Source organism: Paenibacillus sp. FSL R7-0273, assembly GCF_000758625.1.
GTDB lineage: Bacteria > Bacillota > Bacilli > Paenibacillales > Paenibacillaceae > Paenibacillus_AQ.
This window is the reverse complement of record NZ_CP009283.1, coordinates 5,053,152-5,076,828: the sequence shown is the minus strand read 5'-3', so window position 1 is coordinate 5,076,828 and position 23,677 is coordinate 5,053,152. Positions and strand designations below refer to the sequence as shown.

23 protein-coding genes are annotated in these 23,677 nt (G+C 54.0%); 8 read left to right on the top strand and 15 right to left on the bottom strand.

The genetic code is table 11. The features are described 5' to 3' along the window. Nucleotides 1–49: 49 nt before the first annotated feature. The 10 genes from R70723_RS22005 to R70723_RS21960 all read right to left on the bottom strand — a co-directional run bounded on the left by R70723_RS22005 (nt 50) and on the right by R70723_RS21960 (nt 12,805). Nucleotides 50–1,672, bottom strand: a complete 1,623-nt coding sequence (locus R70723_RS22005; RefSeq protein WP_039875387.1) for a DHA2 family efflux MFS transporter permease subunit — start codon at nt 1,670–1,672, stop codon at nt 50–52. Nucleotides 1,673–1,695: 23 nt separating this feature from the next. Next, nucleotides 1,696–2,130, bottom strand: a complete 435-nt coding sequence (locus R70723_RS22000) for a MarR family winged helix-turn-helix transcriptional regulator (protein WP_039875384.1) — start codon at nt 2,128–2,130, stop codon at nt 1,696–1,698. Between the two features lie 230 nt (nt 2,131–2,360). Continuing rightward, nucleotides 2,361–4,298 carry an NAD(+) synthase gene (locus R70723_RS21995; RefSeq protein WP_039875382.1) on the bottom strand — a complete coding sequence of 646 codons (1,938 nt, stop codon included), beginning with the start codon at nt 4,296–4,298 and terminating at the stop codon, nt 2,361–2,363. A 228-nt stretch (nt 4,299–4,526) separates the two neighbouring features. Further along, nucleotides 4,527–5,369 carry a sugar phosphate isomerase/epimerase family protein gene (locus tag R70723_RS21990; protein WP_039875380.1) on the bottom strand — a complete coding sequence of 281 codons (843 nt, stop codon included), beginning with the start codon at nt 5,367–5,369 and terminating at the stop codon, nt 4,527–4,529. Nucleotides 5,370–5,540: 171 nt separating this feature from the next. Beyond that, nucleotides 5,541–6,230, bottom strand: coding sequence for a rhamnogalacturonan acetylesterase (locus tag R70723_RS34110; RefSeq protein ID WP_047171198.1), 690 nt, complete (start codon nt 6,228–6,230; stop codon nt 5,541–5,543). Nucleotide 6,231: 1 nt separating this feature from the next. Continuing rightward, nucleotides 6,232–6,999 carry an alpha/beta hydrolase gene (locus R70723_RS34105; protein ID WP_047171197.1) on the bottom strand — a complete coding sequence of 256 codons (768 nt, stop codon included), beginning with the start codon at nt 6,997–6,999 and terminating at the stop codon, nt 6,232–6,234. Nucleotides 7,000–7,016: 17 nt separating this feature from the next. Beyond that, complete coding sequence (uxaC, locus tag R70723_RS21975; protein WP_039875379.1) at nt 7,017–8,417, bottom strand: glucuronate isomerase; 1,401 nt, start codon at nt 8,415–8,417, stop codon at nt 7,017–7,019. 37 nt (nt 8,418–8,454) lie between these two features. Beyond that, nucleotides 8,455–9,942: a UxaA family hydrolase gene (locus tag R70723_RS21970; protein WP_039875378.1), complete on the bottom strand. Its 1,488-nt coding sequence runs from the start codon at nt 9,940–9,942 to the stop codon at nt 8,455–8,457. A 305-nt stretch (nt 9,943–10,247) separates the two neighbouring features. Next, on the bottom strand, nt 10,248–11,660 hold the full coding sequence (locus R70723_RS21965; protein ID WP_047171196.1) for a tagaturonate reductase: 1,413 nt from the start codon (nt 11,658–11,660) through the stop codon (nt 10,248–10,250). Between the two features lie 149 nt (nt 11,661–11,809). Next, nucleotides 11,810–12,805 (bottom strand): LacI family DNA-binding transcriptional regulator, encoded by a 996-nt coding sequence (locus R70723_RS21960; protein ID WP_039875377.1) that lies wholly within the window; start codon nt 12,803–12,805, stop codon nt 11,810–11,812. A gap of 190 nt (nt 12,806–12,995) precedes the next feature. On the opposite strand from R70723_RS21960, the gene R70723_RS21955 reads away from it, so the two are divergent. Both R70723_RS21955 and R70723_RS21950 read left to right on the top strand, forming a co-directional pair. Continuing rightward, nucleotides 12,996–13,949 carry a pectinesterase family protein gene (locus tag R70723_RS21955; RefSeq protein ID WP_039875375.1) on the top strand — a complete coding sequence of 318 codons (954 nt, stop codon included), beginning with the start codon at nt 12,996–12,998 and terminating at the stop codon, nt 13,947–13,949. Beyond that, on the top strand, nt 13,946–15,778 hold the full coding sequence (locus R70723_RS21950; RefSeq protein ID WP_231574760.1) for an ABC transporter ATP-binding protein: 1,833 nt from the start codon (nt 13,946–13,948) through the stop codon (nt 15,776–15,778). The genes R70723_RS21955 and R70723_RS21950 overlap by 4 nt, the downstream gene beginning before the upstream one ends. 165 nt (nt 15,779–15,943) lie before the next feature. Here the strand turns inward: R70723_RS21950 and R70723_RS21945 are convergent, their stop codons facing one another. Beyond that, nucleotides 15,944–16,162: a hypothetical protein gene (locus tag R70723_RS21945; protein ID WP_039875374.1), complete on the bottom strand. Its 219-nt coding sequence runs from the start codon at nt 16,160–16,162 to the stop codon at nt 15,944–15,946. 145 nt (nt 16,163–16,307) lie between these two features. On the opposite strand from R70723_RS21945, the gene R70723_RS21940 reads away from it, so the two are divergent. The 5 genes from R70723_RS21940 to R70723_RS21920 all read left to right on the top strand — a co-directional run bounded on the left by R70723_RS21940 (nt 16,308) and on the right by R70723_RS21920 (nt 19,612). Beyond that, on the top strand, nt 16,308–16,661 hold the full coding sequence (locus R70723_RS21940; RefSeq protein WP_039875371.1) for a DUF3139 domain-containing protein: 354 nt from the start codon (nt 16,308–16,310) through the stop codon (nt 16,659–16,661). 38 nt (nt 16,662–16,699) lie between these two features. Next, entirely contained in the window at nt 16,700–17,230 is a 531-nt protein-coding gene (locus R70723_RS21935) for a hypothetical protein (RefSeq protein WP_039875369.1), read from the top strand. Between the two features lie 12 nt (nt 17,231–17,242). Continuing rightward, nucleotides 17,243–17,755 carry a GNAT family N-acetyltransferase gene (locus R70723_RS21930; RefSeq protein WP_039875366.1) on the top strand — a complete coding sequence of 171 codons (513 nt, stop codon included), beginning with the start codon at nt 17,243–17,245 and terminating at the stop codon, nt 17,753–17,755. 306 nt (nt 17,756–18,061) lie between these two features. Then, the gene (locus tag R70723_RS21925; protein WP_039875365.1) at nt 18,062–19,192 is read left to right on the top strand and encodes a DNA alkylation repair protein; all 1,131 of its coding nucleotides are present in this window, start codon (nt 18,062–18,064) and stop codon (nt 19,190–19,192) included. Between the two features lie 111 nt (nt 19,193–19,303). Beyond that, nucleotides 19,304–19,612: a hypothetical protein gene (locus R70723_RS21920; RefSeq protein WP_039875363.1), complete on the top strand. Its 309-nt coding sequence runs from the start codon at nt 19,304–19,306 to the stop codon at nt 19,610–19,612. A gap of 364 nt (nt 19,613–19,976) precedes the next feature. On the opposite strand, the gene R70723_RS32250 is transcribed toward R70723_RS21920, so the two are convergent. Further along, complete coding sequence (locus tag R70723_RS32250) at nt 19,977–20,150, bottom strand: hypothetical protein (RefSeq protein WP_156123835.1); 174 nt, start codon at nt 20,148–20,150, stop codon at nt 19,977–19,979. A 25-nt stretch (nt 20,151–20,175) separates the two neighbouring features. Here R70723_RS32250 and R70723_RS21910 point away from each other — a divergent pair, with 25 nt between their 5' ends. Beyond that, nucleotides 20,176–20,589 (top strand): hypothetical protein, encoded by a 414-nt coding sequence (locus tag R70723_RS21910; RefSeq protein WP_156123834.1) that lies wholly within the window; start codon nt 20,176–20,178, stop codon nt 20,587–20,589. 92 nt (nt 20,590–20,681) lie between these two features. On the opposite strand, the gene R70723_RS21905 is transcribed toward R70723_RS21910, so the two are convergent. From R70723_RS21905 to R70723_RS21895, 3 genes are all read right to left on the bottom strand, one after another. Continuing rightward, the gene (locus R70723_RS21905; RefSeq protein WP_039875358.1) at nt 20,682–21,584 is read right to left on the bottom strand and encodes a manganese catalase family protein; all 903 of its coding nucleotides are present in this window, start codon (nt 21,582–21,584) and stop codon (nt 20,682–20,684) included. Nucleotides 21,585–21,661: 77 nt separating this feature from the next. Next, complete coding sequence (locus tag R70723_RS21900; RefSeq protein ID WP_052421417.1) at nt 21,662–23,017, bottom strand: metallophosphoesterase; 1,356 nt, start codon at nt 23,015–23,017, stop codon at nt 21,662–21,664. Nucleotides 23,018–23,047: 30 nt separating this feature from the next. Next, nucleotides 23,048–23,593, bottom strand: coding sequence for a hypothetical protein (locus tag R70723_RS21895; protein ID WP_039875355.1), 546 nt, complete (start codon nt 23,591–23,593; stop codon nt 23,048–23,050). Nucleotides 23,594–23,677 lie beyond the last annotated feature (84 nt).

The window sequence follows — 23,677 nt, the reverse complement described above, 5'->3', positions numbered from 1 at the left end:
TCCGTGGCCGGTGACCAAGGATTGCCCTTTTATTGTTGTAAGCCGGGATTTATTCCACAGCCAATTTCTTAGTATTCACACCCTCAGTCGGAGCCTCTGCATCAGCAGGTGCCTTGTTCGAGGAACGCAGCGGCAGCTCCTTCAGGAAGAAGACGAGTACGAAAGCCAGGCACAGAACGATGGTACCGGTAAGGAACACTGTGGACAGCGTCTGACCCAGTGCGTCACGGATACTATCGATCATCTGTACGAAGATTGGCTGAACATCAGCAGGCAGACTGGCTTGCGTCTGCTCCAGCAGCGGCTTGTTCATCAGCGCCTGCGGGTTGGCAAAGGCAGTCATTTGCTGTGCTACTGTCGGATCAAGCTTGCTGAAGTCAGGTGCTGAAGATGAGGTCAGCGCTTCTTTCAGGTGCTTGGTCAGATTGTTCGACATTACAGTACCCATTACAGCGATACCGATTGTACCGCCAAGGTTACGGAACAGCTGGGTGGATGCGGTAACTGCGCCAAGCTCGGTGTGGGATACGGCATTCTGGGTAGCCAGCGAGAAGACAGGCATCCCCAGGCCAAGACCCAGGCCGAATACGATCATACTGAGAACGGCCATCGGCACGCTGTTCATGAATACCATGATCGCCATCCCGGCCACCATAATAGGTACCCCGATCAGAGCGAAACGTTTGTACTTACCCTTTTTGGCAATCATCTGGCCGGTCAGGGCACTTGCTACGACCATTACGATCGACATCGGCATAGTAACGTAACCTGCATAAGTTGCGGAAATACCAAGTACACCCTGTACAAAGAAGGACAGGTAGATCATCGCGCCCATCATGCCGAAGTTCATCAGGAAGCCGATCAGATTGGAGATCGTAACGATGCTGTTTTTGAACAGGTGAAGCGGCAGAATCGGGTTTTTGGCTTTGGTTTCAACAAAGATAAAGATGATTGCTGATACTACAGTTGCAGCCAGGAGGCCGAGAATCTGGGCAGAGCCCCAAGCATATTCTGTACCCGCCCACGAAAAAGCGAGCAGCAGCGGTACAATGGTCGTTGTCATAAACAGAGAGCCGAGGTAATCGATGCTGGTCGACGCTCCGCGCTGTGCTTTTGGGAACAGGGCCAGGATCATGCCGAATGCTACAAAACCAAGCGGCAGGAAGATCCAGAACAGCCAGTGCCAGTCGAGATGGTCAATCAGATAGCCGCCGAGTGTCGGTCCAAGTACGCTGGAGAAACCGAAAACTGCGGTCATCAGGCCCATCCATTTGCCGCGCTCACGCGGAGGGAACAGGTCGCCTACAGCAGTAAAGGCAGTGGACTGGATAATACCGGCGCCGATCCCCTGGATCCCGCGGTAAGTGATGAACTGGTAGACATTATCGGAGGTACCCGTTAAAAAGGCACCGACCATAAAGAGCAGAATCCCGGCCAGCAGGAACGGCTTGCGCCCGAACATGTCAGAGAGCTTGCCGACAAGCACGGTGGCAATCGTCGAGGTCAGCAGGTAAATATTAATGGTCCAGGTATAGTAGTCCATACCGTCCAGGATGGAGATGATGCGCGGCATAGCCGTGCTGGTAATCGTCTGGTTGATCGCGGCAAACAGCATGGCTGCCATGATGGCAATCATAATGGATAGCTTGCGCTTGTCTGTTAAATTTTCCATAGTTAGTTTCTTCACCGTCACTTTTATTTTTTGTCTAATTCCTTAATTAATACCCCAAAAATTCTTCTCAAATGCTCCATGTCTTCTTCAGGCAAAATGCTGAAATAAGAATGCATAACCTCACCAAGCTTCGCCTGTGTTGACCTGATGACGGCTATTCCTTCGGGGGTCAGCGTGATGTTCATTGCCCGGCGGTCTCCGGCGGCGCGCTCCTTCTGAATATAGCCTTCAGTAAGCAGCTGGTCTGTAATGCCGGTAACGGCGGCAGGTGTCAAATCAAGCGCAGCGGCCAGCTGGGAAACCATCATTGGACCTTCCTTGGACAATATCTGCAGCGCCTTGAACTGGGTCTGGGTGATCGGGAAGCCTTGCTTGTTCCACTGCTGGCCCAGCCCCTTCAGAAAGGTCTTAAAAAGAATAGGGAATTCAAAATACCGGTCACGCTCCTGATCTGTCAATCCTTCACCTCCCGCGCAATCATTTGAAAATACATAAGTGGTTTACTAAATAAAAGATTTATTAATTAATCAATAAATAATTAACAACTTAATTATTAAAGCATGAAACAATATATCATCTGTACAGAAATACGTCAAGAGCCTAACTAAATTTTTATGCATGCAAAAAAAGCCGTATCCGCACCAGCCGGAACTGCTGGGGATACAGCTATTATTCAGCTTAAGGAAGCTTATAATTCGTCCACTTCACGCAGCCATAGGGCCGCAGAAGCATCGCTTGGCATCCGCCAGTCACCGCGCGGCGAAAGGCTCACCGTCCCGACCTTCGGTCCGTCCGGCAGGCAGGAGCGCTTGAACTGCTGGGTGAAGAAACGGGAGATGAATACCTTCAGCCAGGCTTTGAGCTGTTCTTTGGGATAAGCTTCGCCGAAGGCTTGCTGAGCCAGATAGAGCATTTTGCCCGGAGCAGCGCCTGTCCGCAGCATATAGTAGAGGAAGAAGTCATGCACAATGTACGGCCCGAGGATATTTTCGGTCAGCTGAACAATCTCTCCGGTCGCCGACGGCGGCAGCAGCTCAGGGCTGATGCCTGTCTCGATAATGCTGTACAGGAACTTATTTACCGTCTCGTCAGCTTCATGATCGGCGTACCAGGCGACCACGTACTGGATCAGTGTTTTTGGAATACCGGAGTTTACGCTGTACATCGACATATGGTCACCGTTGTAGGTACACCATCCGAGGGCAAGCTCGGAGAGGTCGCCGGTACCGATGACGATGCCGTCGTTTTTGTTGGCCAGATCCATTAGAATCTGTGTGCGCTCCCGGGCCTGCACGTTCTCGTAGGTTAGATCATGAACATCCTTGTCATGTCCGATATCCTCAAAATGCTGCAGGCACGCCGCTTTAATGTCAACAACCATCATCGAGGCTCCGAGCGCCTTAATCAAGCCTACGGCATTATCATAGGTCCGGTTCGTTGTACCGAAGCCAGGCATCGTTACTGCGAGCACATCGCTTGCCGGTCGGCCGAGCCGCTCCATAGCGCGAACTGCGACGAGCAGGGCGAGCGTGGAATCAAGCCCGCCGGAAATGCCGATGACAGCCTGCTTCGTACCGATGTGGCGGATGCGCTTCATCAGGCCGGAGGTCTGAATCGACAGGATTTCCTGGCAGCGCTCATCCCGCTGCTGCGGATTGCCGGGAACGAACGGGTTGACGGCAATTTTGCGGGCCAGCTGGCGTTCCGTCTGCCGGGCTGCCGGATCAGCGAACAGGATTTCGCGGTAGTTGCGGCCGCCCTTGCCAGCCCGGAAGGTGCCCATGACCGAGCGCGAATATTGAAGCCTCGGCACATCGATATCAGCGATGATGAGCTGGCTCTCATGGCTGAAGCGCTCTGATTCGGCCAGCGTCTGGCCGTTCTCGGCAATCAGTGAATGGCCGCCGAAGACGACATCTGTCGAGGATTCGCCGGTGTTGCTGCCTGCGTAGATATATGCCGCCACGCAGGAGGCAGACTGACCGGAGACCAGCTGGCGCCGGTAATCGGCCTTGCCGACCAGCTCGTTGCTGGCGGACGGGTTGAAGAGCAGCAGGGCGCCGGCCTGGGCCAGCAGGCTGCTCGGCGGAACCGGAACCCATAGATCCTCACAGATCTCAACGCCAAATGAGAGATTGCCGTCCGTTTCACTGGCAAAGATCAAATCGTTGCCGATTGGAACCGTAACGCCGCCCAGACGGAGCTCGGCAACCTCAAGCTCCTCGGCAGCCGCGAACCAGCGGGGCTCATAGAATTCGCTGTAGCCGGGCAGGCAGGTTTTTGGCACAATACCGAGGATTTTACCCTGCTGAAGAACGGCAGCGCAGTTAAACAGCCGGCCTTTGATGGCGACAGGCAGGCCGGCGATAACAATCAGGCTTAAGCCGGCTGTTGCGGCTGTAATTTCATGCAGGGCTGTAATTGCCTCAGTCTGCAGCTTTGGCTGCAGGAACAGGTCTCCGCAGGTATACCCTGTAATAGACAGCTCAGGCAGCACCAGGTACTCGACCTGCTGGGCATGAGCCTGTTTGATTACTTCAATAATGTGTTCTGCATTAAACCCGCAGTCTGCGACGCGAAGCTCGGGGGAGGCTGCAGCGACGCGGGCAAATCCGAAATTGTGCATGGTTTCACCTATCCTTTGTATGAATGAAGCTCTCTAACCTAATTGTACCCATGATCCTGGCTAACTAACATATGTAAGAGGAGCTAAGCCCCATCGTCTATTTTACATGAAAACCCCGGGGAGCACATAACAGCGGTGCAGTTAAAACGCCAAAAAAGCACCCGCATGCTGCGGATGCTTTAATAATGAGGACTGGAACCTTATAAGCCGATGGCAGATCAGTATAAGCTACACTTCGTTGTACAGACGGTGCAGAAAATCCACACTTTCCTGTATAAAAGGCTCCGTTGTGCTTTCCAGCAGACCCTGGATATGCGGGCGCTTGTATTTCATATAACGCAGAACCGGTGCAAAATGCAGCTGTCCCTGGCCGACAGGAACGATGACGATTTTGCCGTCTTCCACAGTAAAATCCTTCAGGTGAATGACCGCGATCCGGTCACCCAGCATCTCCAGTGCTTCAGCAATGACAGCCTCCTGCTGCTGGTAATTGTCCGGTGACATCAGGTTTGCGCAGTCCAGAATAATCTGCAGATTATTCGACGGAATAAGCTCCAGCAGCCGCTTCGTCAGCCGGACGTTATGCAGCGGATGATTCTGGCCTGCTTCAATGCCCACGGTAACGCCGAACCGTTCAGCTTCAGCGACCATTATTTTAACAGAGGCAACTACCTCCTGGAAGGCCTCCTCGGTAAAATTGTCCGTCGTGTATCCCTTGCCGACGCTGCCTGTTTCTGTACCGACAAGGCTCGCTCCGAAGTCACGCGCCAGGCGCAGATGGGTGCTGAAATCCTGCAAAGCCTGCGCACGTTTATCAGGATCTGGGTCGATGATGTTGACATAGCAGCCGAGCACAGCGATTTTGATGCCGCTTTGGCGGAAGCTTTCCCCATAATAAACAGCCGCCCCTGGACTGAGCGAGGAGAGGGAAGGGACACTAGCCGGAAAAGATTTACGTACGGCAAGCTGAATGTGGCTAAACCGGTAATGCTTCAGCTTCGCGATCAGCTCAGGCAGGGAATGTCTGGGAAAATCATGGGCGCGGATGCCGAGATGTAGCGGTACATTCATTACAGGTGGCCTCCTTGTGAGTAATATTTTCATGGCTGGATTGAACGATACAAAAGTTAGTGTGCCGGAAATAACGGTACATTTCCCGTTAATGCAGGCGGATTGGCCGCCGGTGCCGAAAAGAACGGTACATTTCCCGTTAATATGACCAGTCGGCGGGTTTATGTACGCTTATCTTTTATGCAGATGCGGATGCAGCTCTGCTAACGCCGGACATTGCCGGATGGCCACCGCCACAAGCGCGGCGATCCGCTTAGCGCCCTCGGTGCTGAAATGCGTGTCATCCGTGACGCCATCGGGATAATTGGGATGCTGCCCCGGCGGGAGATGCATCAGCAGATGCTGCGAACCGTCAATGCCGAGCGTGCGGTACAGCTGCTGGGAAGCAGCAAAAATATCCAGCAGCGGCGCCCCGGTCTCCTCTGCAACAGCGCGCATAGCCGCCGGATAAGCGCCTAAGGCCAGCGGATCGGGTTCACCGTCCGCAGTGAACAGGCGGCGGCTGACGGAGGTCAGCAGTACCGGATAACCGCCGCGGCTGCGGGCAGATTCAATGTACAGTCGCAGATTCTGCCTGTACTCTGTATCAGGATCTGTAAAACGCAAAGGGTCGTCATGCTTGCCATCATTATGCCCGAACTGGATCAGCAGGTAATCACCGGGCTGAAAATCCTTTTCAATATCGGCCAGCCGGCCTTGCTCAAGAAAAGATTTGGTGCTCCGCCCGTTGATGGCGCGGTTATCAATAATGACTTCCGGTCCAAAATGGGCCTGGAGATATTCTCCCCAGCCCGCCATCGGCTTGGCTTCCGCCCCCTTCAGGGCGGCGGTGGAGTCACCGGCAATGTATAGTGTCGGCATGTCAGGCTTCCTCCTTATCAGTTACAAAATGGTGTTTACCGAGCCAGACCTCGCAAAGCTTCAGCCACTGCCGGCATTCCGCATTTTCGGCGGATAGCCCGAGCCCGTGACGGCCCTCTTCAAAGATATGCAGCTCAAACGGAACTCCTATGCCGGACAGGGCAGCGGCAAATTTCAGGCTGTTCTCCACGGGCACACTGGCATCGTCCGCAGTAGTCCAGATGAACGCAGGAGGGCTATCTGTGTTAGCCTGACGGTCAGCAGAATGGGCCACGATCTCCGCCTCGCTTGGATTTGTCCCCAGCATATTCCCGCGGCTGCCCATATGGGCATAAGGCTCCTCAAACGTAATGACCGGATAACCCAGAATCAGCAGATCGGGTTTGCGTTCCGGGGCAGCCGTAACTGCCGTTATGGCGGCGAGATGGCCGCCAGCCGAGAAGCCGGTGAGCCCGACCTGACCGGGCCGGACGCTCCAATCCTTAGGCGTTTCCCGCACCCAGGCCAGTGCCTCCTCCACATCCCTGATCAAGGAAGACGGGTTAATGTCCTGAGTCACGTACTTCAGCACGCCGGCATGAATCCCGAGGCTGTTCAGCCATAAGGCGACAGGCTCGCCCTCATGCTGAGCCAGATGATGATAGCCGCCGCCGGGCAGCACAAGCATAAACGGCCGCTCCTCCTGTACAGGCAGCGGATAAAGGGAAAGGATGGAGGTGCCGGAATTCTCCGGCACAGCTCCATCCCCGTCAAGACATACATGCAGCATGCTTGCTCCCCCTTACCTTATTCCGCAGCCGGGAAGCCAAAATATCCGGCGGCATTGTTATAGGAGATATCCTGAACCAGCTGTCCGAGCAGCGCTGTATCATCCGGTGCTTCGCCGCGCTCAACAAGCTCGCCGAGCAGTCCGCACAGCACGCGGCGGAAATACTCATGCCGTGTGTAGGACAGGAAGCTGCGGGAATCGGTCAGCATGCCGACAAAGTTGCCCAGCAGGCTGTTGTCAGCCAGCAGGGTAAGCTGCTCGCGCATGCCGTTTCTGGTGTCGTTATACCACCAGCCGGAGCCGAGCTGCATTTTGCCGGCCGTATCCTTCTGGTAGCAGCCCATCAAGGCCAGCAGTGCCGGATAATCCTTCGCATTCAGAGAATAGAGGATCGTCTTCGGCAGACCAGAGGCGCATTCTGCCCGGTCCAGCAGACTGGACAGGCTTTCGGTAATGGACAGGTCATTTATGCCGTCATAACCGGTATCCGGTCCCAGCTTCTGGAACATCGGTGTATTGTTGTTCCGGTAAGCATGGATATGCAGCTGCATGGTCCAGTCTTTGTCATGATAGAAGCCGATGAGCTTTGTGAGCAGCTCTGTACGGTAGAGTGTGATTTCTTCGGCAGACAGTTCTGCACCATCCAGACGTTTGGCGAAGACCGCCTGGGCTTCAGCGTCCGAGCCGGCCCGGTAGCGCAGGACATCCAGCGCATGGTCGGACAGGCGGCAGCCGTTGTCGTGGAAGAATTCTACACGGTTTTTCAGCGCTTCAAGCAGCTCAGCATAGCTGGTTACCGGCAGCCCGGCAGCTTTCTCCAGGGCAGCGATCCATGCCGGGAAGCCCGGAGCATCGATGTTCAGCGCCTTGTCGGGACGGAAGGTAGGGAACACGCTGAATTCCTTCTCGGCTTCTTTCAGCAGCTTGTGATACTCCAGCGAATCAGCAGGGTCATCTGTAGTACAGATCGTCTTGACCTGTGAGCTGCGGATCAGCCCGCGCCGGGTGAACTCCGGTTCCGCCAGCTTGCGGTTAACCTGCTCCCAGATTGCCGGTGCTGTCTGCTCGTTCAGCGGCTCGTTAACACCGAAGAAGCGGCGCAGCTCCAGGTGGGTCCAGCTGTAGAGCGGGTTGCCGACAGCCTTTGGCAGCGTTCTGGCCCAGGCCAGGAACTTGTCGTAGTCCGAAGCATCGCCGGTAATATGGGATTCCGGTATGCCGTTTGCACGCATGAGCCGCCATTTGTAATGGTCGCCGTAGAGCCAGGCTGCAGTCAGGTTTTTGAACGGCTGGTCTTCATAGATTTCACGGGGATCGAGATGACAATGGTAGTCAATGATCGGCATTTTGGCTGCATATTGATGAAAGAGCTGCCGTGCAGGTTCGGTAGTCAATAAAAAATCGTCGTTTAAAAACATGATGACGCTCCCTTTATAAGAAATTTAGGATAAGAGATTATAACGTAACCCCGGTCTTGAAAATAGCCAGCTCGCGCACTTCGTTCTGCTCATTGCGTGTTTTCTGGCCGCTTGCCACAGCGATGATGTAGGAGATGAATTCTTCCAATACTTCGGCCATCGGCACTTCCAGCAGAGGACCTGCGTTGAAGTCCATCCAGTGGCCTTTTTTGGCGAACAGCTCGTTGTTGGTGGCTACCTTAACCGTAGGCACGAAGCTGCCGAATGGTGTCCCGCGTCCGGTGGTGAACAGCACCAGCTGGCAGTCGGAGGCAGCAAGGGCGGATGCTGCTACAAGATCGTTGCCCGGAGCCTGCAGCAGGCTGAGGCCTTTTTTGCGCAGCTTTACGCCGTAATCCAGCACGTCGACGACCGGAGAAGTACCGGCCTTCTGGGTGCAGCCGAGAGATTTATCTTCGAGCGTACTGATACCGCCGGCTTTGTTACCCGGGGAAGGGTTCTCGTACACCGGCTCTCCGTAGGAGAGGAAGTACTGCTTGAAATTGTTGATCAGGGAGACGATATCCTCGTAGACCTCGCGGCTTTCTGCGCGGGCCATCAGCATTTTCTCTGCACCGAACATTTCCGGCACTTCAGTCAGTACCGAGGTACCGCCCTGGGAAATGATGAAATCGGAGAAAGCGCCCAGCAACGGGTTGGCTGTAATGCCGGAGAAGCCGTCGGAGCCGCCGCATTTCAGGCCGATGTTCAGCTCGCTGAGGGGAACCGGCTCACGCTTATCATCCTTAGCCGCATCATACAGCTCTTCCAGAAGCGCCAGCCCGGCTTCCACCTCGTTGCCGACCTCCTGGGCAACCAGGAACTTGACCCGGCTCTTATCATAATCGCCTAGAATGCTGCGGAATTCGGAGACGATGTTGTTCTCGCACCCGAGGCCGAAGACGAGCACGCCGCCGGCATTCGGGTGATTCACGGCATCCAGCAGGATGCTGCGGGTCATGCGGTGGTCATCGCCCAGCTGGGAGCAGCCGTAAGGATGCTTCAGCACGGTAAGATTGTCGAAGCCGCCCAGATCCGGGTGCTCGGCCTTGAACTCGGACAGCATCTGCTCAGCGATGCCATTCACGCAGCCGACAGTCGGGATAATGAACAGATCGTTACGGATGCCGACCTTGCCGTTGGCACGGCGGTAGCCTTGGAAGGTCAGGTCGCGCTTCGGATAGGTAACCGGGTGAAGCTCAGGCACATAATCGTATTCTTCTTCACCTACGAGATTTGTTTTGATGTTATGCGTGTGAATCCAATCGCCGGCTGCGATAGGGGCAATCGCGTGCCCGATCGGATAGCCGTATTTGGTGATGACGTCATTTTCGTTAAAGGCTGTCAGGGCGATCTTGTGCCCCTGGGGAATATCCTGGCCTGCCTGCACGCTGACACCGTCGATCTCCAGCTGTTCACCGGCGGTAACCGGACGCAGGGCTACAGCCACCGTATCGCGGGGGTTCATTTTCATTAATCGTTTCATGCTGTCTGTCCCTCCTCAAAATGTTGTTATGATCTCAAGCAGGAGGTATCCTGCCTTATTCTAATTCTTACGGACCGTAGAGCCCTTATTAGGCCTGAAAGTGTATATTCCGATGGCTAACGGACCTCAATGCGCTTATTTCTTCATTTGTTGCCCGAAGGTGGAGAAATGACCGCCAATAAAGGCGCTGCTGTCCGTTAGCCTCATAAAAGATGAACGTTAGGGACAATAAGAGCATCTCAGTCCGTTAGATGGAGTTAAAGTTATTGAAACGGCAAAACCTTTATTTTAAATCCGGTTTTCTATCAGTTCACAGCCTGCTGCAGCACCGCACGGCTGTCTGTACGGTCAAGCTCCTGCAGCTTCGCGGCAACGGCATCTGCAAGTCCCGGAACCTGTGTCAGATCCTGACCCCACAGGCTCTCATCCGCAAGGATGGTCTGCACGAAGCTGTCCGGATTGCTCCAGGCTTTGTCGAAGGCTTCCAGTACCTCTGCACCGTCTTGTCTGGCTACGCGGTCTCCGCGGTAGCTGAGCAGCAGGGCGGCGAAGGCCAGCGTTGTCAGCTCCGGCAGCTGGCTGCGCTCCTTCTGGTAGCGGAGCAGAACCGGCAGGAGGCGGGACTTGAACTTGGAGATGCTGTTCAGCGAGATGGAGGCAAGCTCATGACGGACGAACGGGTTTCTGAACCGCTCCAGTACGGCGGCAGAGTAGGAAGACAGCTCCTCTGCAGGCAGATCCAGCATCGGGCTCAGCTCATCGTTCATCAGCTCCTGCACGAAGCGGAAGAAGGTGGCGTCGTTCATTACATCTTCGACTGTCTCCAGACCAGCCATCATAGCCAGCGGAACCATTGCAGTGTGCGGACCGTTCAGCAGGTGAACCTTGCGCTCACGGTAAGGAGTCATATCGTCGGTCACAACTACATTCAGTCCGGCCTCTGCGAGCGGCAGCTTCTCGGACAGCCATGCAGGGCCTTCAATAACCCAGAACAGGAAAGGCTCGGCGGTAACAATCAGATTGTCCTTATAGCCCAGCTCCTCTTCCAGCTGGGCTGCCTTGTCGCGCGGATAACCAGGCACGATCCGGTCTACCAGACTGCAGCAGAAGGTGTTTTCTTCCACCAGCCATTTATTGAAATCCTCGCCCAGCTGCCACTCCGCAGCATATTGCTGCACAATCTGCAGCAGCTTCTCGCCGTTGCGGTCGATCAGCTCGCAAGGAATAATGATGAAGCCCTTTTTGCCCAGCTCAAAGCGTTTGTGCAGCAGCGCAGTCAGCTTGGCCGGAAAGCTCTTTGGAGGTGTATCATTCAGACTGTCGCCGGCGCTATAAGCAATACCCGCTTCAGTAGTATTGGAGGTTATGAATTCCAGGGCGTCATCCTCAGCCAGAGCCAGATAAGCCGCATAGTCATCATAGGGGCTGATCACCCGGCTGACGCTTGTTATAATCTCGCGTGAGTTGACGGTTTGCTCCTGCATAATACCGTTTAACAGCACTGTGTACAAATTGTCCTGCTCAGCCATCAGTCCGCCGAGACCCTGGCCGATCGGCTGAACGAGCACGGCACTGCCGTTAAACAGCCCCTGATTGTTCATCTGCTGCAGCTGCCAGTCTACAAAGGCACGCATAAAATTGCCTTCGCCGAACTGGATCATCCGTTCTGGATAGACGGGCAGGCCGGGCTGGGTGGTTCTGGATAGGCGGTTTGTCATGGTTTTCAACGTCTCCTTTAAATTTAAATAGATAAAGTTTAATAAATGCACACGTGAACATTTTTATCTGGAAGAAACGGACTACCCCTTACGGATGAGGGGGGATCCGATTCTGCAAGAACAGAGATTAGCGGTTAAACAAATGGACCTCAGAGGTCCGTTACCGTATCACGCACTACCAGCGACGTCTTGACAAACAGCTGCTGGGGCATGGTGTCCGGCTGCAGCAGAAGCTGGATCAGCATCTTCGTGCCGAGCTCGCTTATATCTGCAATCGGCTTACGTACAGTAGTCAAGGCGGGATTTGTATAACGTGCAAACATAATATCATCGAAGCCGAGCAGTGAAATCTGCTGCGGAACGCTGACCTTATGGGCATAGCAGGCATTCATGGCCCCGATTGCCATATCGTCATTGGAGCAGAAGACGGCGCTCGGAGGCTCCGGAAGACTTAGCAGCCGGGACATAGCGGCAAAACCGCTCTCAATGCTGTAATCCCCCTGCACGAAATAATCTGAATGAAGCGGAAGACGGTGGGCGATCAGACTGTCCATAAAGCCCTGCTTGCGTTCTGTTGAAGACTTGAACCCGGGTTTTCCTTCAATAATAGCCAGCTTCTGGTGCCCCAGCGAAACTACATAATCAATAGCTTCCCTGACGCCTTCGCGGTCATTCGCCACTACGTTCATAATACCGGGGTCCTCCAGCTGGCGGTTCAGCACGACAAGCGGGATGCCGATGGTCTTGACATGGTAGATAAAAGCATTATCCTCATCGCTCTGGCTCATGACGAGAATACCGTCAAAGCGCTGCGGCTGAATGTTGCCGAAATTACGTACTCCGTCAATCCCGTGAACGGTCAGATTGTAGTTCTCATCCAGCGCATGGCTGATGCCCTTGATGGCATCCACCAGGAAGCTCGACGAGGTTCCCTGATCGATACTGGAGAAGAATAGCCCGATAGTGAAGGAACGTTTGGTAACGAGGCTCTTCGCATTGTAATTGGGCACATAGTTCATCTCGGCTGCGATCCGCTCAATCTTGTCACGGGTGACCTTCTTGATCAGCGGGCTGCCGTTCAGCGCTCTGGACACCGTAGTATGGGAGACGCCTGCAACACGCGCGATGTCTTTGATCGTTATCATAAGCTCTCCCCGGAAAAAAAGAATTGTTAACGATTCCAGTGTATTCCTCAAACTGCGTCAAGTCAAGGAAATAATGAAATGCACACGTTAAAATTTTTGATGGCACATTGATTAAGAAAGCGTTATAATCATCTTGTTTGTTTGACGCGGCCGGAAGGTGCCTGAGATAGATCATAAGGAGGAAATGAACATGTGGGTAGGAAAAGAGGCCTTTTGCGATTACCCGACAATCCAGGAGGCAGTCAATGAGCTTGAGCGCCGGACTGTGCAGGAGCACGAGACAATATATATTATGGCGGGGATATATGAGGAGACCGTGCGGATATACCGGTCAGACCTGACAATTGCGGGAGTCGGCGAGGTTATTATTACAAACAATCTGTATGCCCGGCAGCTGGACGAAAGAGGTGAAGAGCAGGGGACCTTTGCTACACCTACCCTGTTCCTGAATGGCAACAGGCTGGTCATCGAAAATCTGACCGTCATCAATACAGCCGGGCAGGGGCCGGAGATTGGCCAGGCGCTGGCTCTCTATGCCCATTGTGACGAAACGGTATTCCGCAACTGTATCTTCAAGGGGCATCAGGATACGATTTTTACCGGTCCGCTGCCTGCAGCGAACAAGCATGGCTTCGCCTTCGGCGGGGTTCCGCTGCATGAACGGCAGGAGCAATGCCGCCAGCTGTACACACGCTGCTATATTGAAGGGACAGTGGATTTTATCTTTGGCGGGGCAACCGCTTATTTCGAGCATTGCGAGATCCGCAGCCTGCGCTCCACCCATGATGGTGTCGGTTATGTTACGGCAGCATCTACGCCTGAGGGCCAGGCCTACGGTTATGTATTCAGGGATTGTCTGCTGACAGCCGGTGCTGACGTTTCCGGCATTTACCTGGGACGGCCATGGCGCAGCTACGCGGCAACGGCCTTTGTGAATTGCCGGCTGGGGGCGCATATTCATCCTGCCGGCTGGGATAACTGGGGCAACCCGGCCAATGAGGCTACTGTACGTTACAGCGAATATACAGCTTCAGGTGCAAGTGAGCTGCGGGGGCAGCGTGTAGCGTGGGCAAATGTAAGCGGGACAGGAGAAGGTATACCGGATAAAGCGCGGGTCTTTGCCGGGACGGAGTTCTGGAGTTGAGCGCATTAGGCAGGCCGGATGCAGCCGGCAGCGGAGGTTTTCCGGAGCGCGGTGCAGAAGGCATGCCTGATTATGAAGAGCTGTTCATGAGCAGGGAGCTGAAGAGGGACCGCCCGTTCCGTACGCTTTTGCTGCTGTACAGAGGCATGCGGCTGAATCTGCTTATCTCTCTGCTGTTCTACATTTTCAAGCATTCGCCTGTCTGGGTCATCCCGATTGTTACTGCTGACATTATTAATCAGCTCAGCCGGCCTGAATTAACCAGCCTGGGTTTCCTGTGGAGGGACCTGGCGATCGTGTCTGTTGTTATTCTGCAGAATATTCCGTCGGCCTATATTCACGTCAGCTTTATGAGCCGGTCTTCCCGGCAGGTTGAAGCGGGGCTGCGCGGTACGCTGATCCGCAAGCTGCAGCATCTGTCGATGGCCTATCATACAGACCTGCGGGCCGGACGGCTGCAGTCCAAGGTGCTGCGTGATGTCGAGGCTATCGAGACGCTGTCCAAGCAGATGATGTACTCTTTTGTGCCGGCGCTGACCAATGTCCTGATTGCTATATCCATTACTGCTTTCAAAAGCCTGCAGGTTACCCTGTTCTTCGTGCTCGTGATTCCCTTCGGTGTGCTGCTGATCACCTTTTTCCGTACCAGAATCCGCACCCGCAATCGGGAATTCCGCAGCGAGATTGAGAACATGTCAGGCCAGGTGGCTGAAACCGTCGAGATGATTCCGGTGACCCGAGCGCACGGGCTGGAAGAGAGCGAGATCGGCAAGGTCGAAGGCACCCTGTCTGAGCTGAAGGGAAAAGGGTACCGGCTCGACATCACTGAAGCATTGTTCGGAGCTTCAAGCTGGGCTGTTTTCACCCTGTTCCAGCTGCTTTGCCTGGGTTTCACTTGTATTCTGGCCTATCAGGGCAAAATACAGATCGGCGATGTGGTGATGTACCAGGGGTTCTTTTCAACGATTATGGCTTCAATCAACAGCCTGCTTGGCGTGTACCCGCAGTTCGCCAGGGGATTCGAATCGATCCATTCCATTTCCGAGGTGCTGACCTCCACACAGGTCGAAGAATATCAGGGGACGTCGGCGGTTACTTCGCTGCGCGGGGAATATGAGTTCCGCGGGGTTGAGTTCAGCTATAAGGATACAGACAGGCATGTGCTGAAGAATTTTAATCTGAGCGTCCGTCCGGGAGAGTGTATCGCACTGGTCGGAGAATCGGGGGCAGGCAAGTCTACCGTACTAAATATGGTTGTCGGCTTCTATAAGCCTACCGGGGGCATTATTCTGGTGGACGGCAGGCCGATGGAGGAGCTGGACATGCGCATGTACCGGCAAAAGCTGGCTGTCGTACCGCAAAGCACCGTCCTGTTCTCGGGCACGATCCGCAGCAATATCACCTTCGGGCTGAAGGATGTGCCGGACAATAAGCTGCAGGAGGTTATCCGGCTGGCCAATTTGCAGGACGTGGTGGCGCAAATGCCGCAGGGACTGGATACGCTGATCGGCGAGCATGGCGGCAGGTTGTCCGGGGGACAGCGCCAGCGGATAGCTATTGCCCGGGCAATGATCCGTGATCCGGAGATTATTTTACTGGATGAGGCGACCTCTGCGCTGGACAACATCTCTGAATTTATCGTGCAAAAGGCGATGCGGGAGCTGAGGCGCGGACGGACCACCTTTATTGTGGCCCACAGGCTGTCAACCATCCGTGATGCGGACCGGATTGTGGTGATGAAGGATGGACAGGTTGCCGAGGTGGGGACCTTTGAAGAGCTGATGAGCCGTAAAGGAGCCTTCTACGAATTAAAACAGCTTCAAGCGTAGGACGGGGCTACTGTGCCAGAACAACCCAAAAAGCGGATGCATGCTGAGCGTGCGTCCGCTTTTTTTTGCCAACAGGCTTCCTGTTGCCTCGTCTCCTTAAGGGTGGAAAAAGCAGGGAATTGCGCCCGGCCGGAGAAATAGTAGTAATATTTAACTTCCTGTACCTTATGCCCGGTTATGCTGAAATTTGGTTATTCCCCGGTCATAATGCGACACTGTGCCGTCAAAGCGTTTGACCCGCACATATTCCTCGGAGAATTTTTCAATAATGCCGTAGCCGACCTGGGAATACATCCCGTCAGGGTCAAGCTGCAGTGCGGACACAAAGGTCTGTGACATGGCGGCAACAAAAAAATCGATATTTTTGACAAGCGGCTTTGGCATCGTCCCGGTCCCCTATCTATCTGTCTTGTAAACTTTTCGCTCCAAAAGCTTTTCAACCATTTTACGACAGCAAACGCGTTTTGAAAACAGGTTTAATTTGCAAAAGTGATGAAAATAGGTCATTAGCAGAAGGAGGCGTTTACAGCTGAGCCTGTGGAGGAAAAGGGCTGCTTATGCGTTATGTACTCTGATTGTACTGCTTATCTTGACACCGGTGATGTATGTGCAGGTTAACAAAATCATTTACGCCAAGCGGGTCTCCGACTATCTGACGGGAACCATGGGCTACACTAAACAGGAGATTGCTTCAGTAAAAGGGGTTTGGGGCATAGTATTGCCGAAATTTTTTGCTGTGGTTGAGTTTAGTGATGAGCCTGGTGTAGAGTATACTTATTTTGCCCACAACGATGTGCTGCAGATTAGCTACAGCATAACGCCGGAGGGAAGAGAGAACGGGTTCAGGGAATCCAGATTGAAGCATGTGGAGCCGGAACGATAATACCGGGATTTTAATACAACAAGCAAGGTGGCTATATAATGAGTGATGAGCTGCAGCAGGCCCGTGAATTATTCACACGCTATTCCGGCAGTCATATCCAAATGCACCGTGAAGGTGTGCTGAAAATGTATAAAGAACACGGCATATCCAGGGAGACCGAGCAGCAGTGGCTGACGGAACTGGCAGATGCTTATTTGCAGCAGCTGTCCATCCGGAACTGGGAGGCAGTTCAAGCATTGGATGGATTGTCCAGACAATACCAGAGCCCGGTCATGGTGGAAAAGACAGCCGCTTTTGCCGAGCGCAACATTATGAGTGCTGACAGCTTAGTAAGACTGATGTACGCCGAGGGGCTGACCGGTATTATCCGCTGTCACAAGCCGGTGATCCCCCGTGAACTGCTGTTCCGTGCCTGCCGCTGCACGGTGGAGATTTTGGAGGCTGTGATGCGGGAGCCGCTGGTCGCTGACCCTGGTCATGAGCTGCAGCAGCTCGGGCTGCGGGACAAGCGGAGCCTGAACCTCCGGGCGAAGAAGGGCATAGAGGAAATTGAGGAGCTGCTTAACTAGGAGGGCATATCCATGCAGATTAGAACCGAAAAGACCGGGGATTACGGGCAGGTATTCCGGCTGAATGAGCTGGCGTTCGGGAACCGTGAGGATGAAGCTGAGCTGTTGGAACGGATTAGGCACTCAGACCAGTTCATTCCAGACTTGTCTATTGTAGCTGAAAGGAAGGGCATGATTGTCGGTCATATTTTGCTGAGCGGGGCTAAGGTAGTGGACAAGGAGCTGGAGCATCCGGTGATCGTCCTGGCTCCAATTGCCGTGCATCCGGAGTATCAGGGCCGGGGGATCGGCGGACTGCTGATTGAAGAGGCCAAAAGACGTGCGGCCAGCCTGGGATTCGGTGCTATATTGCTGATTGGACATCCGTCATACTATCCCCGGTTTGGTTTTGTGCCGGCTGGCGTGCACGGGCTGGAGCTGCTGCAGTTTCCTGTGCCTGCGGAAGTATTTCAGGTATGCGTGCTGAGGGAGGGAGCGCTTGAGCAGCTTAAGGGAGAGCTGATGTATCCGGCGGCGTTTTTTTAATTGGACAGGAGGGGATCTGAAAATATCTGAGCCATTTGATGCAAGGTTTGATGCAACTCCGGATACTCCGTTAAGCCATGAAGATGAGTATGATTCTGGAGACGGCGCGGATGAGGATGATGAGGAGTCCTATGTTTATGTGCCCGGGACCGGCATAGCTGGTTTACCACAACGGCAGAATAACGGATGTGTGGAGAATATTCGTACAAATTGCCGGTTTAAAAACAAACCTGACACAAGGCTGTCCAGTATGCCATGCTATGCTTTCATGACTGGAATTTCAACAACTACTGGAGGGTTCAAGACATGGCGGAGCCGTTAAAAGCAATGTATAATGAAGGATTTTTGCGGGATCTGGGCAGGAAGCTGCATGGCGCCTGCGAGACGTTTGAGCTGGAAGCCTTTGTGGCTGAGGCAATGCGGGAGCCGTGGGAAGAGCTGGAATTAAAAGCACGGATGCGGCGGATTACGGAGACAATGGGAACTTATCTGCCGGGCGGCTACGGGCAGGCTCTGGCTGTCCTGTATGCGGTAGATCATGAATGTACGGGCTTCCCTTACCTGATCTTTCCCGATTTTGTTGAAGTATACGGGCAGGCAGAGGAGCATTGGGAGCTGTCGATGAAGGCGCTGGAACGGTTTACACAGGGGTCGAGTGCCGAGTTTGCTGTCAGACCGTTTCTGCTGGGCGACCCGCAGCGGATGATGGAGCAGATGCTGGTCTGGTCGCGGCATACTAATGAGCATGTGCGCCGGCTTGCCAGTGAGGGCAGCCGGCCGCGTCTGCCGTGGGGCCAGGCGCTGCCTGTGTTCAAGCGCGATCCTTCCCCCGTGCTGCCGGTGCTGGAGCAGCTGAAGGATGATCCTTCACTATATGTGCGCAAAAGCGTGGCCAATAACCTGAATGATATTGCCAAGGATCATCCTGATGTCGTGATCGGCATTGCCCGCCGCTGGATGGGTGTAAGCACCCGCACCGACTGGATTGTGCGGCATGGCTGCCGCTCGCTGATCCGCAAGGCTAATCCGGAAATCATGGCGATTTTTGGCTATGCGGAGGAGGAGGAGAGCGCACCGCTTGTGGCTGCAGCCGCCTTGTCTGTCGATCCATCCGTTCTGCGGATTGGCGATAGCTGTGTGCTGAGCTATCAGCTAAGGGTGCGGGAGGGGGAAGCGGCACGGATTCGGGTGGAGTACGGAATTGATTTCGTGAAGGCCGGCGGCAAAACCTCCCGCAAGCTGTTCCTGCTCTCCGACAAAACGGTCCCGGGAGGAGCTAGGCTGTCCGCTGTCCGGACACACCGCTGGGCAGACCTGACCACACGCCGCCACTATCCGGGAGTACACCGGATTGCACTGCTGGTGAACGGCAGGGAGGCAGCCTTCACGGAGCTCTCTCTGGAAGCTGCTAAGCTTATGGGAGGACAGCTGGAATGAGGACAGCTGGAATAAGAGAAGGAACCCGCAAGTAGCGGGCCGACGCCGCTGTATGGGAGAATGAGAGGCACAAATGCCTCTGATTCGAGAGGAAGCAGCAGGATTGCCGAAATGAGAGGCACAAATGCCTCTGATTCGAGCAGAAGCAGCCAGTTAGCCGAAATGAGAGGCAAAAATGCCTCTGATTCGAGCGAAAGCGGCCGGATTGCTGAAATGAGAGGCAAAAATGCCTCTGATCTGAGCGGAAGCGGCCAGATTGCCGGAATGAGAGGCAGAAATGCCTTTGATTCGAGCGAAAGCGGCTGGATTGCCGGAATGAGAGGGAAAAATGCCTTTGATTCGAGCGAAAGCGGCCGGATTGCCGGAATGAGAGGCAGAAATACCTCTGATCGAGCGGAAGCGGCCGGATTGCCGAAATGAGAGGCACAAATGCCTCTGATCTGAGCGGAAGTGGCAGGATTGCCGAAATGAGAGGCACAAATGCCTCTGATCCGAGCAGAAACGGCCGAATTGCCGGAATGAGAGGGAAAAATGCCTTTGATTCGAGCGGAAGTGGCAGGATTGCCGAAATGAGAGGCAAAAATGCCTCTGATTCGAGCAGAAGCGGCCACCCTTTTCCTCCACAGCTGCAACATAACTAGCTATCGACCATTTAGTGATAATATGGTAATTAACGATAATTTGTTACAAGAGGAGGAAGATAAATGAGACTGTCTCTACTATTCACGTCGCTGCTGCTCCTGTCGTTTCTGACAAGCTGCTCCGGAAACAGTAGTCCTAGCACTCAACAATCAGCCGCACTCAGCCCATCTGCCACACCAAACGCATCCGGCGCACCCAACATATCCACCGCACCCAACATATCCAAAGCACCCATCACACCTAATCCATCTAACACACCAAACGAGCGCATACCGGACGCATCCCAATCACCCAATAAGTCTAACAAATCCGCCACACCCGCCACCGAGATGCCGGAAGCAATGCCGGAGGATTTTGCCTTCTCTGTGCGATTTGGGGTTATGGGCAAAAATGAGATTAACACCTTTGAGGGTACGGTGACCAAGGATCTGGTGGTCAAGGGAACGGCACAGGCAGAGCTGGTTTTGACCGATAGTGAAAAGGCGGATATTTATGCCCGTTTGCGTACAATCAATATTTACAGGGAGCTCAAGCTGGAGCCGGACAGGAAGTACTGCGCAAAGACTCCTTTTAGCGAGGAGCACTGGCAGATCAGGGTGGACGGGGAAGTCCGTTCATTTTCATGGGATGAAGAAAAGTGCGAAATTACAGCAGACGCTGAGCAGTTGAGGGAGCTGCGGAGCTATATTTTTGAGCTGGTCCAAGCAAAGCCGGCTTACCTAGAGCTTCCGGAAGCGGTCGGCGGCTACGACTAAATAGTTTGAGAATGAAAAAAAGGGGCGTCCTGCACAGGTAGGCCCCCTTTTTTTGCAAATTTTTTATATGACAACACGCCGGCAGATACAGGTCAGTCCGTAATATTGCCGGCCATTTTAAGCCGCTTGGCAATTTCCTTGAATTCCTCTGCGGAAATGCCCGGGGCGAACTCCTCCTTGGATTCCGGTGCTTCGGGAATCGGAACGCCCTGCGGAGCGCCCTCAATGACTTCGAGCGGCAGCCCGTCCTCGGGATGCGTTCCTTTCCAGATCTGGCCGATCGAGCTGAAATCCTTGTCACTCCAGGTGTACAGCTTGGTATGCACGCCTTTTTCCTCGTATTTCTTCGCTTCGGTAAACAATTTATTGCTCAGCGACGGGACCGGTACCAGCTTGGTCACATTAACGCCTGTAGCGATTTCCAGCGCCTTCGCATAGGCCACGACATGAACGCCGCCGCGGACCAGCAGGAAGCCGACAACCGCGCGGGCCGCCGGATGATCAGTCATTTCATATACCTTCATCTTATGGGTTCTTGCTCCGCATTCGAGGAAGAAATTGTGCAGCAGATCCTCTACCAGATTCCCGCTGTTAAACACATTGGCGCCGGTCCACGGGTTGCCCATGGAGTCGAACGGCATGGCCCCCTGTGCTCCGGCCAGGAAATGATAGGACAGGCGGGCATCCTTCACAGCTTCCAGCGGAGTAGAATCCGGTTTTTTATAATCGGTTGAGCCTCTGAGACATTTATTTACGGCGTGGGAGACCAGCTCCACATGTCCCAGCTCTTCAGCGGTAATACTCATCACCAGGTCATAAAACGGCTTCAGCTTGTCCTTGGAGCGGAAATTAAAAGACTGGTAGAGATAGTTGTTGAGGGTGGACATCTCGCCGAATTTGCCGCCTAACAGCTCCTGCACGGCAGCTGCCGCGTTCGGGTCCGGTTTTTCAACATCGGGAATCTCAATCATAATTTCATCCATCCGTTTGAACATGGGGTTGTCGTCCTCCTTGGGCTTATGCCTAATTAAGTGCTCGCCCTAATTTAAACGCAAACCGTCCTGTTCAAACGTTACCGCTGCGGCAATTTTGTAACAAAATGGTTATTATCCTTCGGCTCCAGCTCTGACATGCGCAGTACGTAGCTTTTTAGTCCGCTGTACGGGGCAGTCTGCCACAGCCGGAAGCCTTCCGAGCCGGTAACGGCAGCAATATCCTGATCCGCAGTTCCGGCAAAATAAATCTCATTCAGCCTGCCGACAACGTCCGCCATCGCCGCCAGCTCTTCCTCTGTATAGCTCTTATAGCTGGTGTCACCGGTCAGTCTGGCGTAACTCCGGTCAGCAGACAGCTTACGGAACGCGGCTTCACTGTAAGCCTTGAAATGTAGCAGATCCGGGTCTGTGCTGCCCGCTGACTTGGCCCAGAGCTCCACATTCAGCCCCGAGGTATGGTATTCAAGTGTTCCGGCTGCAGGGGTGTAGTTGAGAATACCGTACTGATGCGGGTATACGGACAGGGCGCTATTAGCAATGTCATATATATCCTCTCCGCTGCTGCTGCGGATATCCTGGAAATGGATATGTCCGCTAAAGACAGTGGTTATGCCGTTTCTGATCAGAGCCGCTGCCGCTTGTCCGTTGTTATTCAGCGTGAAGCCCTCCTGGACAAAATCACTGTGGTCCAGCAGGCTGTGATGCATGACTGCTACCATATGCGCGCCTTGCTCAGCCGCAAGCTTACCGCAGCGGTCAATCCATCTCAGGGTAGCATCGGTGAGCTGGCCGTCAAGCTGGGGATGGCCCAGCTTCTTATTGCTGCTGTACTGGCTGGTGTCAAGCATCAGCAGCCATAGGTCCTCTGAAGGGGCTGCAAGATAGCTCATGGAGTCATTATCCTTAAGCAGTGCTTCCGCATAGCCGAAATCACTGTAGATCTTGCGGAACTGCTTCGGGGTAACAGAGGGTACGGTGAGCTGCTTTTCCCCTTCAAAGCGTCTTGCCCACGGATTCTGGACATCGTGATTGCCGGGAATAACATAGATCTGTGTCCCGGTCTGCTGTTCGATGGTCCGCAGATGCTCCGCCAGATCCTGATGGCTGGCTTTCTCCCCGTTGTTGGTCAAATCGCCGCTGATGATAACTGCAGCGGGCCGCTCTATCCCGATATCGTAAGCGAGGGAATCCAGCATTTCACTGCTGTAGGCCAGCTGTTTGCCGTCTCCGGCAGCCAGAAAACGGCTGAAGGCCGGGCCGTTATCGGTCAGCCTTGGAGACAGGTAGTGGGTATCGGTGGTGGTTAGAAGCTTTATATTCCGGCCGGACTGAATCCGGAGCATTTGCTCTCCTGCAGCGTCCTGTCTGCTGCATGAAGAGAGAAGCAGCAGCAGAGAGCAGAGAAGCATGATATTAAGCCGGCGGACAGGCATTAGCTGCACCTCATTTCACTTAAGAACCGTTTATTTAACTTTCGCCGACCCGCTCACAATCCCCTGGTCTCCTAAATGGAAGGTGGAGAGATACTGCTTGTCGGCAAAAAAGATATTTCCTCTCACTGTGGCACTGACGACGGTGAAGCCGTCGGCCTCGACATAGACATCCCCGATAAAAATCCCGCCCTCCAGCCGGGTATTCTCGCTTTTGACAATCAGCTTAGGTGCGGTCAAGGAGAATGAATCAGTAATGTCCTGGTCCTCATCTTGCGTATAGAGGGCGATTTTGCGGGCAGGCTCACCGTTATGGACAAACTGTCCATCCACAATCAGCTCCTCGCCGAAGTTCAGATTCCGCAGGGCTGCGGCGATCCAGGTGCCGTCCTTGCTGAGGGCATTCCTGAAGGCCGCCTCATTATCCACAATAGAAGCCGTAGCGACGGCATCTGGCTCACCAGCATTATTTGTGTTCACGGCCGCCCCGTTGCCGGAAGGATTGCCGCTCCCGTCATTCCCGCAGCCGCTTACCAGGAACAGAGCAAGTACCGCAGCGCTTAGACTAAGTTTATTCATGTTACAAAGCCTCCTCAAGGTGGGTTAGATATGCTGCATACGGATAGCTTCAAAATTAATATAGAACGATTGGTAAGGAATAGA